The sequence below is a fragment of the Couchioplanes azureus genome (assembly GCF_014648355.1).
GTDB lineage: Bacteria > Actinomycetota > Actinomycetes > Mycobacteriales > Micromonosporaceae > Actinoplanes > Actinoplanes azureus.
On record NZ_BMQY01000003.1, the window covers coordinates 226,103 to 241,237 of the forward strand.

Annotated in this window: 14 protein-coding genes; 8 read left to right on the forward strand and 6 right to left on the reverse strand. The window is 73.2% G+C overall.

Going from position 1 to position 15,135, the window contains the following annotated elements:
* Window positions 1-2: 2 nt before the first annotated feature.
* Entirely contained in the window at window positions 3-2,327 is a 2,325-nt protein-coding gene (locus IEY99_RS12345) for a HelD family protein (protein ID WP_189202596.1), read from the reverse strand.
* Between the two features lie 207 nt (window positions 2,328-2,534).
* Between IEY99_RS12345 and IEY99_RS12350 the strand changes: the two genes are divergently transcribed.
* A complete protein-coding gene (locus IEY99_RS12350; protein WP_189202598.1) occupies window positions 2,535-3,053 on the forward strand; it encodes a hypothetical protein in 519 nt (172 codons plus the stop codon).
* Between the two features lie 68 nt (window positions 3,054-3,121).
* Here IEY99_RS12350 and IEY99_RS12355 read toward each other — a convergent pair whose 3' ends face one another.
* A complete protein-coding gene (locus IEY99_RS12355; RefSeq protein WP_229798556.1) occupies window positions 3,122-4,006 on the reverse strand; it encodes a sigma-70 family RNA polymerase sigma factor in 885 nt (294 codons plus the stop codon).
* A 253-nt stretch (window positions 4,007-4,259) separates the two neighbouring features.
* Between IEY99_RS12355 and IEY99_RS12360 the strand changes: the two genes are divergently transcribed.
* Window positions 4,260-5,801, forward strand: coding sequence for a DEAD/DEAH box helicase (locus IEY99_RS12360; RefSeq protein ID WP_189202600.1), 1,542 nt, complete (start codon window positions 4,260-4,262; stop codon window positions 5,799-5,801).
* A gap of 65 nt (window positions 5,802-5,866) precedes the next feature.
* Here IEY99_RS12360 and IEY99_RS12365 read toward each other — a convergent pair whose 3' ends face one another.
* On the reverse strand, window positions 5,867-6,511 hold the full coding sequence (locus IEY99_RS12365) for a hypothetical protein (RefSeq protein ID WP_189202602.1): 645 nt from the start codon (window positions 6,509-6,511) through the stop codon (window positions 5,867-5,869).
* A 17-nt stretch (window positions 6,512-6,528) separates the two neighbouring features.
* Here IEY99_RS12365 and IEY99_RS12370 point away from each other — a divergent pair, with 17 nt between their 5' ends.
* Window positions 6,529-6,708, forward strand: a complete 180-nt coding sequence (locus IEY99_RS12370; protein ID WP_189202604.1) for a hypothetical protein — start codon at window positions 6,529-6,531, stop codon at window positions 6,706-6,708.
* Window positions 6,709-6,720: 12 nt separating this feature from the next.
* On the opposite strand, the gene IEY99_RS12375 is transcribed toward IEY99_RS12370, so the two are convergent.
* The 3 genes from IEY99_RS12375 to IEY99_RS12385 all read right to left on the reverse strand — a co-directional run bounded on the left by IEY99_RS12375 (window position 6,721) and on the right by IEY99_RS12385 (window position 9,157).
* Window positions 6,721-7,761 (reverse strand): App1 family protein phosphatidate phosphatase, encoded by a 1,041-nt coding sequence (locus IEY99_RS12375; RefSeq protein WP_373293335.1) that lies wholly within the window; start codon window positions 7,759-7,761, stop codon window positions 6,721-6,723.
* A gap of 105 nt (window positions 7,762-7,866) precedes the next feature.
* Entirely contained in the window at window positions 7,867-8,664 is a 798-nt protein-coding gene (locus tag IEY99_RS12380; protein WP_194505962.1) for a hypothetical protein, read from the reverse strand.
* A 127-nt stretch (window positions 8,665-8,791) separates the two neighbouring features.
* Window positions 8,792-9,157, reverse strand: coding sequence for a hypothetical protein (locus IEY99_RS12385; protein WP_189202608.1), 366 nt, complete (start codon window positions 9,155-9,157; stop codon window positions 8,792-8,794).
* A 97-nt stretch (window positions 9,158-9,254) separates the two neighbouring features.
* On the opposite strand from IEY99_RS12385, the gene IEY99_RS12390 reads away from it, so the two are divergent.
* The 5 genes from IEY99_RS12390 to IEY99_RS12410 all read left to right on the forward strand — a co-directional run bounded on the left by IEY99_RS12390 (window position 9,255) and on the right by IEY99_RS12410 (window position 15,134).
* Window positions 9,255-10,100, forward strand: a complete 846-nt coding sequence (locus IEY99_RS12390; protein ID WP_189202610.1) for an NAD-dependent protein deacetylase — start codon at window positions 9,255-9,257, stop codon at window positions 10,098-10,100.
* A gap of 156 nt (window positions 10,101-10,256) precedes the next feature.
* Entirely contained in the window at window positions 10,257-11,276 is a 1,020-nt protein-coding gene (locus tag IEY99_RS12395) for a LacI family DNA-binding transcriptional regulator (protein ID WP_189202612.1), read from the forward strand.
* A 70-nt stretch (window positions 11,277-11,346) separates the two neighbouring features.
* The gene (locus IEY99_RS12400) at window positions 11,347-13,029 is read left to right on the forward strand and encodes an ABC transporter substrate-binding protein (protein WP_189202614.1); all 1,683 of its coding nucleotides are present in this window, start codon (window positions 11,347-11,349) and stop codon (window positions 13,027-13,029) included.
* A 75-nt stretch (window positions 13,030-13,104) separates the two neighbouring features.
* Window positions 13,105-14,157 (forward strand): ABC transporter ATP-binding protein, encoded by a 1,053-nt coding sequence (locus IEY99_RS12405; protein ID WP_189202616.1) that lies wholly within the window; start codon window positions 13,105-13,107, stop codon window positions 14,155-14,157.
* Window positions 14,154-15,134: an ABC transporter permease gene (locus IEY99_RS12410; protein WP_189202618.1), complete on the forward strand. Its 981-nt coding sequence runs from the start codon at window positions 14,154-14,156 to the stop codon at window positions 15,132-15,134. The genes IEY99_RS12405 and IEY99_RS12410 overlap by 4 nt, the downstream gene beginning before the upstream one ends.
* Window position 15,135 lies beyond the last annotated feature (1 nt).

Consider the following 15,135-nt stretch of genomic DNA (forward strand, 5'->3'; position numbering starts at 1 on the left):
TTTCACGCCAGGGCGGCGAGCACCTTCGGCAGGTCCGCCGTGTGCAGCACGCCGAGCCGCCGCGTCGCCCGGGTCACCGCGACGTACAGGTCGCTGAGACCGCGCGGGCTCTCCGCGACGATCTCGCCGGGCTGCACCACCAGCACGCTGTCGAACTCCAGCCCCTTGGCCTGCCGTACGGTCATCAGCACCACGGGGTCGCGCAGGTCGGGCTGCTCCCCCACCGCCGCGCCGGGGATCGCCGCGGTGAGCGCGCCGCCGAGGGACTCCTCGACCGCGGCGGGGACGATCACGCCGACGCGTCCGTCCGGCACCGCGGCCGTCTCCCGGCGCACCGCGGCGACCAGCTCGGCGGCGAGCGCGTCCGGCCGCACCCGGCTCGCCCAGGGCGTACACCCCGACTCCCGCACCGAGCGGGGCGGCGACAGCGACGGGTCGACGGCCGCCAGCACGTCGGCCGCGACCGCCATGACCTCGGCGGGCGTGCGGTAGTTCACGGTCAGTTCGGTGAGGCGCCAGCGCTGCCCCACGTACGGCTCGAAGACCTGCTCCCACGTCGTCGTCCCGGACAGGTCCCCGGTCTGCGCGACGTCGCCGACCACCGTCATCGACCGGCTCGGGCAGCGGCGCATCAGCAGCCGCCAGGCCATCGGGGACAGCTCCTGGGCCTCGTCGACGATCACGTGGCCGAAGACCCAGGTCCGGTCCGCGGCGGCGCGCTCGGCGGCCGTCCGCGTGTCGAGCACCTCGTGCCGCTCGACGAAGGCGCTGGCGCTCACCACGTCGAGCGCGGAGAGGATCTCGTCCCGCTCCTCGGCCTCGTCCTCGAAATCGAGCGAGCGGGAGCCCTCGACGATCTCCAGCACGCCCTCGGCGTACTCGACCGCCTGGCGCCGTTCGCGCGCCGCCGCCCGGGCCCGCAGGGTGTCGTCCACGCCGAGCAGCTCGGCGAGCTCGTCCAGCAGCGGCACGTCGGCCGGGGACCAGCCCACCGCGCGGTCGCGCAGCAGCAGGGCCCGCTCGTCCGCGCTCAGCTGCGCGGCCGCGGACTCCAGCCGGTCCGGGTCGCTCAGCAGGTCCCGCAGCACCTGCCGCGGGGTCAGCACCGGCCACAGCTCGAAGAGCGCCCGCTGCACGTCCTCGTCCTCGCGCAGCTCCCGGCGGGTCTCCGCCAGGTCGGCCTCCTCCAGCAGGTTGTCGCCGCCCAGCGGGTCGGCGCCGATGCGCTCGGCGATCTGCAGCGACAGCGCGTGCACGGCCTCGGTCACGAACATCTGCCGGGCCACGTTGTGCGGCCGCCCGGACCGCCGGGCCGCGGCCCGGGCGTCCTCGCAGACGGCCCGCTCGATGCGCAGCGGATAGCCGTCGTGGTCCACCTCGACGTAGTCGTCCGGGACGGTCTGCCGGTCGGCCACCGCGCGGGCGAGCACGTCGAGCATGTCGAGCCGGCCCTTGAGCGCCGCCGTCTCCGGCGACTCGCTGGCGCGCGCCTTCACGCCCGGGAACATGTCGCCGAGGGTGGCGAGGAACACACCGGTCTCGGCCAGCGACGGGAGCACCTGGGAGATGTAGCGCAGGAACGTCGCGTTGGGACCGAGGATCAGCACACCCTGCTTGGTGAGCTGCGCGCGGTGCGTGTAGAGCAGGTACGCGGCCCGGTGCAGGGCGACGGCGGTCTTCCCGGTGCCCGGCCCGCCCTGCACCACCAGCACGCCCGGCAGGCCGGAGCGGATCACCTCGTCCTGCTCGGCCTGGATGGTCTCGACGATGTCGCGCATCCGGCCGGTACGCCCGGCGGTGAGCGCGGAGAGCAGCGCCGCCTCGCCGGTCACGTCCTCGCGCCCGCCCGCCCGGCCGGCGTCGAGGTCGAGCACCTCGTCGTCGATGCCGGTGAGCTCGCGGCCCCGGGTCCGCAGGTGCCGCCGCCGGGTCACCCCCTCGGGGGACACCGCCGTGGCGAGGTAGAACGGCCGGGCGGCGGGGGCCCGCCAGTCGATCAGCAGCGGATCGCGCTCGCGGTCCTCGGCGAACATTCCGAGCCGGCCGATGTAGCGCGGATTCTCTGCCGAGAAGTCGAGCCGGCCGAAACACAAACCGTTCTCGACCGCATTCATCTGCGCGACCTGCTCGGCCCAGTGGCTGCGGGTGGCCTCCCGCTGCGAACGGCCCTGCGGGGTGCCGCCGGCCTCCAGCAGGATGGCGCGCAACCGCTCGGCGGCCTGCTCACGAAGCTCGTCGAGGCGGGTGTAGAGGGCGGTCAGATAGGCCTGTTCGGACTCGATGTCATCGTTCCGCAAGGTGTCCGTACCGTCGGCGGAGCTTGACAAAACCACTCCCTGTCGTGGTAGTATTTCGCAGGTCAGCGGCCATTCGTGGTCGCCTTTTTTGTTTCCCGTGAAATGCTCAGAATAGCCGACGGTCGTTTCCGGCGCCGACCCCGCGCGCCAGGCTACGGGCGGTGCCGCGGGTGTCAGGAATCCGTCAACAGCGACGCTCGCCGTTACGTGTCGGCCTGTCCCGGGTTGAACCGGGTCATGAACCACAACCACCCGTTCCGGCGTGCCGGCGCCCTGGTGCTCGCCGCCGTCGCCGCCCTCGCCTTCACCTCCGCCTGCTCCGACGACGCCGAGAACGCCCCCGCCGGCAATGCCGCCGCGGCCGCGGCCGGCGGTCCCGAGCCGAAGACCCTCGAGGGCGCCAAGGCCGCCGCGCAGACCGTGTTCGACCGCTTCAGCGGCGGCGACTTCGGCGGCGCCTGGGAGATGTACACCGCCGCCGGCAAGGCCGCCATCAGCAAGGCCGACTACGTCAAGCTCAACGAGGCCTGCTCCCGCAAGGGGCTGGCGATCCAGCTGACCAGCGCCCGCATGGAGGGCCAGGACAAGGCCGTGGTCATCGCCAAGCAGCTCGTCGCGGCGCAGTCGTACACCATGGTCTACGAGCAGAACTCCTGGAAGCTGGAGCCCGCCAAGGAGGGCCTGGCGCTCTACGCCAAGGGCGCCGACAAGGCCATCGCCGCCCAGAAGAAGGCCGGCACCTGCGCCAACGCCTGATCAGTCCCGCACAAGCCACCGGGCTCGGTCATCGCGCGATGACCGAGCCCGGTGGACGTCTCCTGCCGTCAGGCGGCGACCGGAAGGCCGTCCGGCCCGGTGACCGCCAGCCGGTCCCGCAGCGTGCCGCGGGTCGCGATCTGGTCGTAGTACGCGGCACGGCGACGCGCCACGCAGCCGTCCTTGGGCGCCGTCGCCAGGCCCGGCTCCAGGTGGGTGTTCAGGCCGTCCTTGAGCAGCGACAGCGCCTCGGCCCGCAGCTGCGAGACGCGCGACTCGGTGACCCCGAGGTCCGCGGCGATCTGCGCCATCGGGCGCTCGTCGAAGAAGTAGCCGGTGATGACCGCCTTCAACCGGTCGGGCAGCACCTCGACCGCGTGCCGCAGATATCCCATCCGCTCCCGGCGGATCAGCATCTCCTCCGGCCCGGCGCTCGGCTCGGTCACCATGTCGTCCGCGCCCGCCGTGGCGAAGCCCTGCAGGCTGAACACCACCGCGCGCTGGACGTCGTCGTCCGCCGACTCGATGTCCTCCACGGAACAGCCGAGCCGCTCGGCGACCTCGGCGACGGTCGGCGTACGGCCCAGTTCCGCGGTCAGCTCCTGCCGGGCCGAGTCGGTACGCCGGGCGCGCTGGCGCACCGAACGGCTCGCCCAGTCCAGGCCGCGCAGCTCGTCGAGCAGGGCGCCCCGGACCCGGGCCGCCGCGAACCGCGCGAACGGCACGCCGCGGGAGTCGTCGAATCCACGGGCCGCGGCGACGAGGGCCGCGTACCCGGCCGACAGCAGGTCGTCCCGGTTCACGTGGGAAGGCACCCGGGCCAGCATCTCGCGGACCAGGTGGCCGACGAGCGGCATGTGCGCCCGTACGGTGTCCTCGCGACGGCGGTCGACCTCAACAGCGCCGTTCACGGTGTCCTCGCGACGGCGGTCGACCTCAACAGCACCGCTCATGGGGGGGTCTCCTCTGCGTACCTGGCCGGGTCGGGGGGAGACACCGGCACTGAGGAGAAACAGTCCGGTCCGCCAGGTGCAGGACGGGTCACACTCGGGTGCAGCGGGGTTGCGCTCGGGGAGGAGTACACTTGATCTCGCGGTCACGACCAGTTCTGCCTCGGACCGCGTACGGATCGACCACCACGCGCCGCGACCCGTGAGGTCTGCGCCGGGCAGGACGACCCCTCAACCGTTCGGAGTTCACACCTACATGTCCTCGTTCATCGACCTCGGCGTGCCCACTGAGCTCGCCGGGGTGCTTGCCGGTCTCGGCATCAGCTCCCCCTTCCCGATCCAGGCCGCGACGCTGCCCGACTCGCTCGCCGGCCGGGACGTGCTCGGCCGCGGGCGGACCGGCTCCGGCAAGACGTACGCCTTCGCCCTGCCGGTCGTGGCCCGCCTCGCCGCCTCCCGGACGCCCCGCCGGCCGGGCCGTCCCCGGGCGCTGATCCTTGCGCCCACCCGCGAGCTGGCCACCCAGATCGACGCCACCCTCGCCCCGCTGGCCACCGCGATGGGCCTGCGCACCCTGACCGTCTTCGGCGGGGTCGGCCCCCACCCGCAGATCAAGGGCCTCAAGGCGGGCGTCGACATCGTCGTGGCCTGCCCCGGCCGGCTCGCCGACCACCTGCAGAGCGGGCACGCCAGCCTGGACGCGGTGGAGATCACCGTGCTGGACGAGGCCGACCACATGGCCGACCTCGGCTTCCTGCCGGTGGTCCGGCGGCTCATGGACGCGACGCCGCGCGACGGCCAGCGGATGCTCTTCTCGGCCACCCTCGACGGCGGCGTCGACGTGCTCGTCCAGCGCTTCATGCGCAAGCCCGTGACGCACCACGTGGACGCGGCCGCCGAGGCGCCGGTGGAGATGGCCCACCACGTGCTGCACGTGCAGCACGACGACCGCTTCCCGGTGCTGGTCGACCTGGTCGCCGCGCCGGGCCGCACGGTCGTGTTCACCCGCACCAAGCGCCGGGCCAAGACGCTGACCCGCCAGCTCGTCGCGGCCGGGGTGCCCGCCGTCGAGCTGCACGGCAACCTCGCGCAGAACGCCCGCAACCGCAACCTGTCGGCGTTCTCGGACGGCAGCGCGCAGACCCTGGTCGCGACCGACATCGCCGCCCGCGGCATCCACGTGGACGACGTGGCGCTCGTCATCCACGCCGACCCGCCGGTGGAGCACAAGGCCTACCTGCACCGCTCGGGGCGTACGGCCCGGGCCGGCGCGCAGGGCACGGTGGTCACCCTGATGACCGACGACCAGCAGGGCGACGTGCGGGACCTGACCCGTAAGGCGGGCATCAAGCCCACCACGACCAAGGCGCGGCCCGGTCACCCGCTCCTGGCCCAGCTGGCCCCGGGCGAGCGCAGCTTCACCCCGCCGCCCGCGCCGGCCTCCGCCGAACCGGCCGCGGGCCCCGGCGAGGCCCGGCCGGGACGGTCGCGGCGCGGCCGGGCCCGGGCCGCCGGCCGCCCGGCCGGCGGCGGCCACGACCAGAGCACCCCGAAGGGCGGCGGCCGCGGCCAGGCCGAGGTGCCGGCCCAGGGCGCCCGCTCGCAGGGCACCCGCTCCCCGGCCGCCCGCGGCGGCCAGAGCGGTTCGCGCGGCGGTCAGCCGGCGCGGACCCAGAACGGTCAGCCGCGGAGCCGGCGCACCGGGGGCACGGGCTCGACGCCCGTGCACACCAGCCAGTCCGGCGGCGCCGCCGCGTTCTCGGCCGGCACCCGGGTGGGCGGGCGTCGCGGCCGCTGACCCGTCGGGGCTGTCGACCCGCCGGCGGTCGTGACCAGTCACGGCTGCCGGCGGCGACGCCGGCGTCAGGGAATGCTGACGGCGATCTCGGCGCCCAGCCGGTAGCCGTCGCACAGCTCCAGCTCGTCCCCGCTCCAGAAGCGGCCGGGGTCGTACCAGTTGGGCTGACGGCCGCGCGGCAGCAGGCCCATCTCCTCATAGGTCACCGCGACCACCTCCGCGCAGTAGGCGAACTCGAGGTCGCCCTCGGTCCGGACGCCGCGCTGCCAGGGCAGGCGGATCTGCGGCACCCGGCCGCGCGCCCAGCGCCAGGCGAGCCGGGCGGTCGAGGGAAAGGGCGTGCCGTCGAGCCGGGCGACCGTCTTGAGGGCACGGTCCTCCATGTCCTCGGTCACCGGCTGCTCGAGCTGGCGCAGCCAGCCCCGCTGGCCGTACCGGTGCGCCCATACGGTCACCGCGTCGCGCAGGTCGTGCAGCTGCACACCGCGCTGGAAGGTCCCCGACCACAGGTCCGGCAGGGACTTGCCCAGCTCGGCGTGCCACATCAGCGGCGGCATGTCCTCGATGACGATCGCCATGCCGACGTGGTTGACCGGGCTGTTGGTCATGGCCTGGATGGCGCGGTCCGGGCCCGAGCGGCCGCGGAACAGCCAGACGTCACCCGTACGCGTCAGATCGATGGCCTCGTCGAGGCTGATGTCGGCAACCACGTGTCTATCCTCGGCAGATGCGTTGGTGGAAAGTAGCGGGATTGGCCGGGCTGGCGGGAGTCGCCGCCACCGGGGTGGTGCTGGCGCGCCAGGAGCGGCGCCGGCGGGCGTACACGCCGGAAGAGATCAGGGAGCGGCTGCACGCCCGGGTCGCCGAGGCGGACACACCGGGGACGGCGGCACCGTCGCAGGACTGACATCCGCGGCGCTCAGACAACGTCGGTGTCCCGCAGCAGCGACCAGAGGCCGGCGCCGTCCGGCGCGGAGAACCAGGTCTTGCCGCCCGAGCCGACCGCCTCCGCGCCGCCCGTCGGCCCGGGAATGGCGCCGGCGAGCACGGCCTGCGTCGGCGACAGGCGGCGGATGGCGACCGCGGCGACGCTGTCCGGGTGCGCGTGCGCGAACTCGGAGTAGATCTCCTGGTCGTGCTGCCCGTCGTCGCCGATGAGCAGCCACCGGATGTCCGGGAACTCGGCGGAGAGCCGGGAGAGGGTGTTGCGCTTGTGCTCCTGACCGCTGCGGAACCAGCGGTCCGGGGTCGGGCCCCAGTCGGTCAGCAGCAGCGGGCCGGCGGGGTACAGGTGGCGGGACAGGAAGCGGGTCAGCGTGGGTGCCACGTTCCACGCGCCGGTCGAGAGGTAGAAGACCGGCGCGCCCGGGTTGGCGGTGACCAGCCGCTCGTAGAGTACGGCCATGCCGGGCACGGCCGCGCGGGCGTGCTCGTCGAGGACGAAGGTGTTCCAGGCCGCGAGCAGCGGACGCGGCAGGGCGGTCACCATCACCGTGTCGTCGATGTCGCTGATGAGGCCGAACTTCATCGCCGGATCGACCACCCGGATCGGCGCCTCCACCGGATCTGCGCCCTCGGTGAGCAGCCGCACGCAGCCCCACCCCGGCGCGAGGTCGCCCTTGACCCGGGCGTCGACGTAGCCGCTGCGGTCGGTGCGCGTCTCGTGGACCTGATCGCCGATCTCGATCTGCACCGTCGCGTTGTTCACGGGCGAGGTGGTGAAGCTGCGCCAGCCGCGCACCTTCTCCCGCCGTTTCGGCGCCGCGGCGCGCCGGGAGAGCACGACCCGGGCCATGACCCGCGCCCAGCCCGGGGCGCCGTATCCGGTGTACGCCGTGATCACCGGGCGCCAGCCGCGCTGACGCAGCCGGCGCTCGACGACCTCGTGGACGGCATCCTCGATCCGCGCGGCGCGGTGCAGCCGCGCGGCGGGCGGGAGGCCCGCCGGGGTCAACGACACTGTGGCCTCCTGCCTTTCACCCGTCGACGCCTCTGTGACGGTACCCGGCCCGCCTGAGTCCCGCGCCGCAACGACCGGAACGGGCGGGCGATCCACACTGGAGGATCAATGCGCCGTCAGGGTCGCCGCCGGGCGCGCCACCGGCTCGGCGGGGCTCCATTGTCCGGCTCGCCCGCGCCCGCCGACCGGCCGGGGATCGCCGACGGGACGCAGGTCACGACCGGCACGCAGGCGCGCGGCCAGCGCCTCGGCGCGCAGGGTGCGCAGGGCGGCCGCGGCCTTCTCCGCTTCCTCCCACGCGGCACGCTCGTGCTGGGTGGCCGCCTGGTACGCCGCGAAGCGATGCTCGCGCACGGCGGACCGCAGCGCCGCCTCCTGGGCCACCGGGTGCTTGCGGGGATTCCATCCGCCGCGGTGCGCCAGGGCCTCGTTGAGCTGGGCGATCGACAGTTCCTTGCGCCGGCACGCGGCGACGGCGGAGCGGTGCAGGAACCGCTCCCGGTCGGCGATCTCGGCCCGGGTCCGGCGCTGCCGGAGGATCGGGAACGCGGCCGCGGCGGTGCAGCGGCGCGCCGTGCGGTCGGCGGCGTCGAACGCGGCCCAGGCCTCGTCCACCCCTTCCTGGGCACGTTCCCAGTCCGCGCGCCGGCGGGCGGCGATCTCGGCGGCGCGTACGACGGCCCGCGCCACCTCGTCGGCGTACCGATCGGCCTCGCCGTCCGCCGCGGTGGCGACGGCCGGCCGCCCATCCCGGCGGCGCAGGGCCGGGCGGACCCGCCCGGCGTCCCCGCCACGGACGGCGGGGAGGCCACGCCGGCCCTCCCGGCGGGGCAGGGCCAGAGCGGCCGCCGCGGCGGCGACGGCGAGCAGCAGGGTCATCCAAAGAACGACAGCGGTTTCCACGATTGGCACCGGTTTCTCTCGTGCGTCGGGGGGTTCGCTTTCGGCGAGGGGAACGACGTCGGTGACGCCCGGCATGCCGCGCACGGGCACGCGAAGGCCCGGGTGGCACGGGTGGAGGAACGGTGGCTCAGACGAGCGGCGGACCGCGCCCGGAGTGGGCGCACGGTGCGACGCCGCCGGGCAGCGGGAGCCTTCCGTCGCCGAGGCGCGCGACATCCTCCGGCTCGAGCACCGGGATGCGGGCGGCCGGGGCGGCGTCGATCCGCCCGGCCGGCACGGCGGCCGGGTCGGCCACCTCGATCCGGCCGGTCAGGGCCGCGCCGGGGCGCGGGGCATCCACGGTGGTGACCAGCACGCCGGTGGCCGGCGGCGCGGGCGCGGCGGCCAGGGCCGGGGCGGCGAAGGCCAGGGCGATCAGCGCCAGGCCGGTCAGGAACTGCAGCAGGCGGCGCCCGTCCCAGAGACGGGGAAGCAGGCGCGCGACGACAGCCACCCGATCAACTTACCGTCATCCGCAGGTCCGTGCACAGAACGTATCGACTGGGTACTTCGTCCCACTCCGGCGGGTGACCCCGGCGAGGGATCATGGTGTGGTGGAGCGAGTGGACGAGCTGGCCGGCTGGGTCGGCGACGGCGGGGTGGTCGTGCTGAGCGGCGCGGGGCTCTCCACGGAGTCCGGCATCCCGGACTATCGCGGGCCCTCGGGGGTGGCCCGGCGCGCGACCCCGATGACGTACCAGACGTTCACCGGCGATCCGGCCGCCCGGCGGCGCTACTGGGCCCGCAGCCATCTGGGCTGGCGCACGATCGGCGGCGCCCGCCCCAACGCCGGGCACCGGGCGGTGGCGCGCCTGCAGGAGCTCGGGCGGCTCGACGGCATCATCACGCAGAACGTCGACGGGCTGCACCAGGCCGGTGGCGCGCACGCCGTCGTGGAGCTGCACGGCAACCTGTCCCGGGTCGTCTGCCTGGACTGCGGAGCGCTCAGCGGGCGCGCCGAGCTCGGCCGGCGGCTCGACGCCGCCAACCCGGGCTTCGCGGCGGCCGTGTCCGCGGTGAACCCGGACGGCGACGTGGAGATCGACGACGCGGCGCTGGACGGCTTCGAGGTGGTCGCCTGCGCAACCTGCGGCGGCGTGCTCAAGCCGGACGTCGTCTACTTCGGCGAGACGGTGCCTGCCGAGCGGGTCGCCCGCGGCTTCGAGCTGGTCGCGGGCGCCCGGACCCTGCTCGTCCTGGGCTCGTCGCTGACCGTCATGTCCGGTCGGCGGTTCGTGGTGCGCGCCGCGAAGGAGGGCGTGCGCGTCGCGATCGTCAACCAGGGCGCCACCCGCGGGGACCCCTACGCACAGCTCGTGGTCGACGCCCCGCTGGGCCGGGTGCTGCCGGAGATCGTCCGGCGGGTCGAGGGCTCGTGGTGCGCGGAAGGAGCATAACGAGCGGGCATCGGGACAGTCACGTTTCGAAACCTGAATAAAGCCCGGGTCTCGTTGACGTGACGAGAGTCATAAATGTTTACTTCCGGAACCGCTACCGAAACCGGTTCCGAAGCGACGGTGTGCCGTCCGCTCGGACGTCACGCCGGAGGACCCGTGCCCATCACCATCGCCGACGTCGCGGCCCGCGCCCAGGTCAGCAAGACCACGGTGTCGCGCGTGCTCAACGGCAAGGGTGAGCTGGACGCGTCCACCGCCGCGCGGGTTCGCGCGGTGATCGAGGAACTGGGCTACGTGCCCAGCGCCCGGGCGGTCGGGCTGGCCCGCGGACGAACCCGCGTGGTCGGCATGCTGGTGCCCTCGCTGACCTGGCCGTGGATCGGCGAGGTCCTGCAGGGCGCGGTCGACGTGCTCGAGACCGAGCGCTACGGCCTGCTGCTGTTCACCTGCAACCGCGGCGACGAATCGATGCGCCAGTTCAGCGCGCAGGTGTCCGCCAAGAGCTTCGACGGCCTGCTGGTCATCGAGCCCGAGGGCACCCTCGACCACATCGCCGCCCTGCACGCCCGCGGACTGCCGGTGGTGCTCATCGACGACCGCGACGTCCAGCCCGGACAGATCCCGAGCGTGGGCACGACGCACTTCACCGGCGCCGGCGCGGCCGCCCGGCACCTGCTGGAGATCGGCCGCCGCCGGCCGCTGGTGATCGCCGGCCCGGCGCACTTCGGCTGCACCGTCCAGCGCCTCGACGGCTTCGCCGCCGAGTACGCCGAGGCGGGCCGTCCCATCCCCGCCGGCCACGTGCTCCCCGGCGACTTCACCATCGCCTGCGGCGTCGCGGCGGTGACCGCGGCGCTGGAGGCGGGGCTCGAGTTCGACTCGGTCTTCGCCCACAACGACCTCTCCGCCACCGGCGCCATGCGGGCCCTGCTCGACGGCGGCCGGCGCATTCCGCACGACGTGGCGGTGGTGGGCTTCGACGACATCCCCCTGGCGGCACACACCCGGCCGCCGCTCAGCACGGTGCACCAGCCGCTGCGCGAGATGGGCGAGGCCGCGGCGCGCATGCTGCTCGCCCATTTCGAGGGCGCACCCCTGCCCAACCGTCCGACCGTCATTCCCGCCACCTTCGTGGCCCGCGCCTCCACGGGCGCACGCACGCCCGCCGCTGAGTGACCCCGACTCGTCCGCCGGCACCCCGGCCCCCTCCTACCCCTGCCGTACGTATCACCTGAGGAGATCCGAAATGCGTAGAAGGACCTTGTTCGCGGCTGCCCTCGCGGGTGTGCTCGCCACCGGCGGGACGGCCGCGTGCAGCGACTCGCCGAACGCGGGCAACCGCAACGCGGCCGGCGGCACCGCCTTCCTCACCGTCGGCATGCCGAACGGCCCGCAGACGGAGAACCACAACCCGTTGCTGACGACCTCGGCCGCCGCCTCCCTGGGCTACAAGTGGATGATCTACGAGCCGCTGATGATGTGGAACCCGGTGAAGCCGGCCGACCCGTCGAAGCCGTGGCTCGCGACCGGCGCCGAGTGGACGCCCGACCACAAGAAGGTGACCATCGCCGTCCGGGACAACGCCACCTGGTCGGACGGCCGGAAGCTCACCGGCGACGACGTGGCCTTCACCTTCGACCTGATCAAGAAGAACCCGGCGGTCAACATCGCCGCCACCCCGTACGGCGACATCTCCGCCAGCGGCAACACCGTGACGGTGACGTTCACCCGGTCGATGTTCGTCTACAAGGACAAGTGGCTGGGCCAGACGCCGATCCTGCCCAAGCACATCTGGGAGAAGATCGGCGATCCCAGCAAGGACCCGAACAAGAACCCGGTCGGTTCCGGCCCGTACACGCTGAAGTCCTTCACCCCGCAGACCACCACGCTGTCGCTGCGCACCGAGGGCTACTGGCAGGACCTGCCGCAGGTCAAGGAGCTGCGGTACACCTCCTACACCGACAACAACGCGCAGACCACCGCCCTGTCGGACGGCTCCAACGAGTGGAGCTTCGTCTTCATCCCCAACTACAAGACGGTCTTCCTCGACAAGGACCCGGCGCACTACAAGGTCTGGGCGCCGGCGGTCCTCGGCATCCACGGCCTCTACATCAACACCACCCGCAAGCCGTTCGACGACCCGAAGCTGCGCCAGGCCGTGAACATGGTCGTCAACCGCGAGGACATCTTCCAGCAGGCCGAGGGCGGCTACTTCCACCCGCTGATCACCAGCGTGACCGGTCTGCCGACGCCGGCCGGCGACGCCTTCATCGCCCCCGAGTACCAGGGCAGGAACCACACCGTCGACGTGGCGGGCGCCAAGGCCCTGCTGGCCGAGGCCGGTTACCGGCTCAACGGCAGCACCCTGACCGATCCGGCCGGCAAGCCGGTCACGCTGAGCCTGACCGACCCGAGCGGCTGGTCCGACTACCAGACCTCGATCGAGATCGTGAAGAGCAACCTCGCCGAGATCGGCATCGCGGCCACCGTCGAGATGGCCAACCAGGACGCGTGGTTCCGCAACGTCGAGGAGGGCAACTTCGGCGCCACCGTGCGCTGGACCAACGGCGGCTCCACCCCGTACGACATCTACCAGACGATCATGGACGGCAAGCTGCTCAAGCCGATCGGCACGGCGTCCCCGGGCGGCAACTTCGGCCGGTTCGACAACGAGGCGGCCACCACGGCGCTCGAGGCGTACGCGAACGCCACGGACGACGCCGCCCGGACCAAGGCGCTCCACACCGTCCAGAAGATCTTCGTCGAGCAGGTCCCGATGGTCCCGCTCGGCGCGGACAACGTCGGCATGGCGTACAGCACCAAGAACTGGGTCGGCTGGCCCGACGACACCAACCCGTACGGCGCCGGCCAGCCCACCCAGGCCAACGCGCTCGACGTCGTCCTGCACCTCGAGCCCGCCAACTCCTGACCCGCACCGCCCCCGGGGCCCGCGTCCCGGGGGCGGCACGGCGGCGGATCCGACCCCCTCTGCGAAGGAATCGGCATGACGCTGAGCCCCGAGGCCACCGCGCCGGCCCACGAGGTGGTGCTGGAGGCGATCGGCCTGACCAAGCACTTCCCCGTCCGCCGCAAGCTGCGCGACCTGTTCCGGCGCGAGCACGAGGCCGTGCACGCGGTCGACGACGTCCACCTGACGCTGCGGCGCGGCCGGGTGGTCGCGCTGGTCGGCGAGTCCGGCTCCGGCAAGTCCACCGTCGCCCGGCTGCTCGCGCAGCTCCATCCGCGGACCGGCGGGGACATCCGGCTGCACGGCGAGTCGGCGCGGGTCAAGGGCGGCCGGCAGTTCCGGGCGTACGTCCGGCGGGTCCAGATGATCTTCCAGGACCCGTTCGCGTCGCTGAACCCGGTGCACACCATCCGCTACCACCTCACCCGGTCGCTGCGCATCCACGGCAACGCCGGCAGGTCGGCGGCGGAGCTCGAGCGGGCCCTCGCCGACCTGCTCACCCGGGTCAGCCTGACACCTCCCGAGCGCTACCTCGACAAGTTCCCGCACGAGCTCTCCGGCGGCCAGCGGCAGCGCGTCGCGATCGCCCGGGCGCTCGGCGCGAACCCGGAGGCGCTGCTCGCCGACGAGCCGGTGTCCATGCTGGACGTCTCCATCCGGCTGGGCGTGCTCAACCTGCTGCGCGACCTGAAGGAACGGCTCGACCTCGCGATCCTCTACATCACCCACGACATCGCGTCGGCCCGCTACTTCGCCGACGAGACGCTGGTGATGTACGCGGGCCGGATGGTCGAGGGCGGCGACAGCGAGAGCGTCACCCAGTCGCCGGCGCATCCGTACACCCGGCTCCTGATCGACTCGGCGCCGGACCCGGACCGCCTGCTCACCCTGCGGCCGGACGCCGCGGACCGGGGCGACGGCGAGCCGCCGAGCCTGATCCGGCCGCCGTCCGGCTGCCGGTTCCACCCGCGCTGCCCGGCGGCGATGCCGCGCTGCGCCACCGACCTGCCGGTACGCCTCGAGATCGGCGACGCACCCGGCCACTGGGCGGCCTGCTGGTTGTACGCCCGGGAGGAGGCCACACCATGAGGTTCCTGCTCCAGCGGATCCTGTTCTACGCGTTCACCGCGTGGGCCGCGATCACCATCAACTTCTTCATCCCCCGCATGATCCCGGGCGACCCGGTCAAGTCGCTGCTCGCCCGCTACCAGGGCCAGATGAGCACCGAGGCGATCGACTCCCTCTACGTGCTGTTCGGCCTCGACCAGGACGCCACCCTCTGGAGCCAGTACGTCGACTACTGGCAGCAGCTCTTCCAGGGTGACCTGGGCCTGTCGTTCACCGCGTTCCCCGCGACGGTCTCCGAGGTCATCGGCGACGCGCTGCCCTGGACCGTGGCGCTGGTCGGGCTCACCACCGTCATCAGCTTCGTCCTGGGGACCGGCCTCGGCGTGCTCGCGGGCTGGCGGCGCGGGTCGTGGATCGACGGACTGCTGCCGACCACCACGTTCCTGTCCTCGGTGCCGTACTTCTGGCTCGGCCTCCTGGCGATCTACCTGCTCGCCGGTCCCGGCAGCTTCTTCCCGTCCTCCGGCGGTTTCGAGCCCGGGCTGGTCCCGGCCTGGGACCAGTACTTCATCCCGAGCGCCGTCCGGCACAGCCTGCTGCCCGCGCTGACCATCCTCGTCTCCTCGGTGAGCGGCTGGATCCTCGGCATGCGCAACATGATGGTCACCGTCGCGGCGGAGGACTACATCACCGTCGCCCACGCCAAGGGCCTGCCCGAGCGCCGGGTCGCGGTGGGCTACGCGGCCCGCAACGCGCTGCTGCCCAACGTCTCCGGCTTCGCGCTGGCGCTGGGCTTCATCGTCGGCGGCACCCTGCTGGTGGAGATCGTCTTCTCGTATCCCGGGCTGGGCTTCCTGCTCTTCCGGGCGGTCGGGGCCAAGGACTACCCGCTGATGCAGGGCATCTTCCTGGTCATCACCGTCTCGGTGCTGCTGGCGAACCTCGTGGCCGACATCGCGTACCTGCTGCTCGACCCGCGTACCCGCAAGGAGGGCTGAC

Coding starts and splice junctions, on each gene's coding strand:
- IEY99_RS12350 (WP_189202598.1), top strand. CDS start 2,535: ATGAACCACAACCACCCGTTCCGGCGTGCCGGCGCCCTGGTGCTCGCC.
- IEY99_RS12355 (WP_229798556.1), bottom strand. CDS start 4,006: ATGAGCGGTGCTGTTGAGGTCGACCGCCGTCGCGAGGACACCGTGAAC.
- IEY99_RS12360 (WP_189202600.1), top strand. CDS start 4,260: ATGTCCTCGTTCATCGACCTCGGCGTGCCCACTGAGCTCGCCGGGGTG.
- IEY99_RS12370 (WP_189202604.1), top strand. CDS start 6,529: ATGCGTTGGTGGAAAGTAGCGGGATTGGCCGGGCTGGCGGGAGTCGCC.
- IEY99_RS12400 (WP_189202614.1), top strand. CDS start 11,347: ATGCGTAGAAGGACCTTGTTCGCGGCTGCCCTCGCGGGTGTGCTCGCC.
- IEY99_RS12405 (WP_189202616.1), top strand. CDS start 13,105: ATGACGCTGAGCCCCGAGGCCACCGCGCCGGCCCACGAGGTGGTGCTG.
- IEY99_RS12410 (WP_189202618.1), top strand. CDS start 14,154: ATGAGGTTCCTGCTCCAGCGGATCCTGTTCTACGCGTTCACCGCGTGG.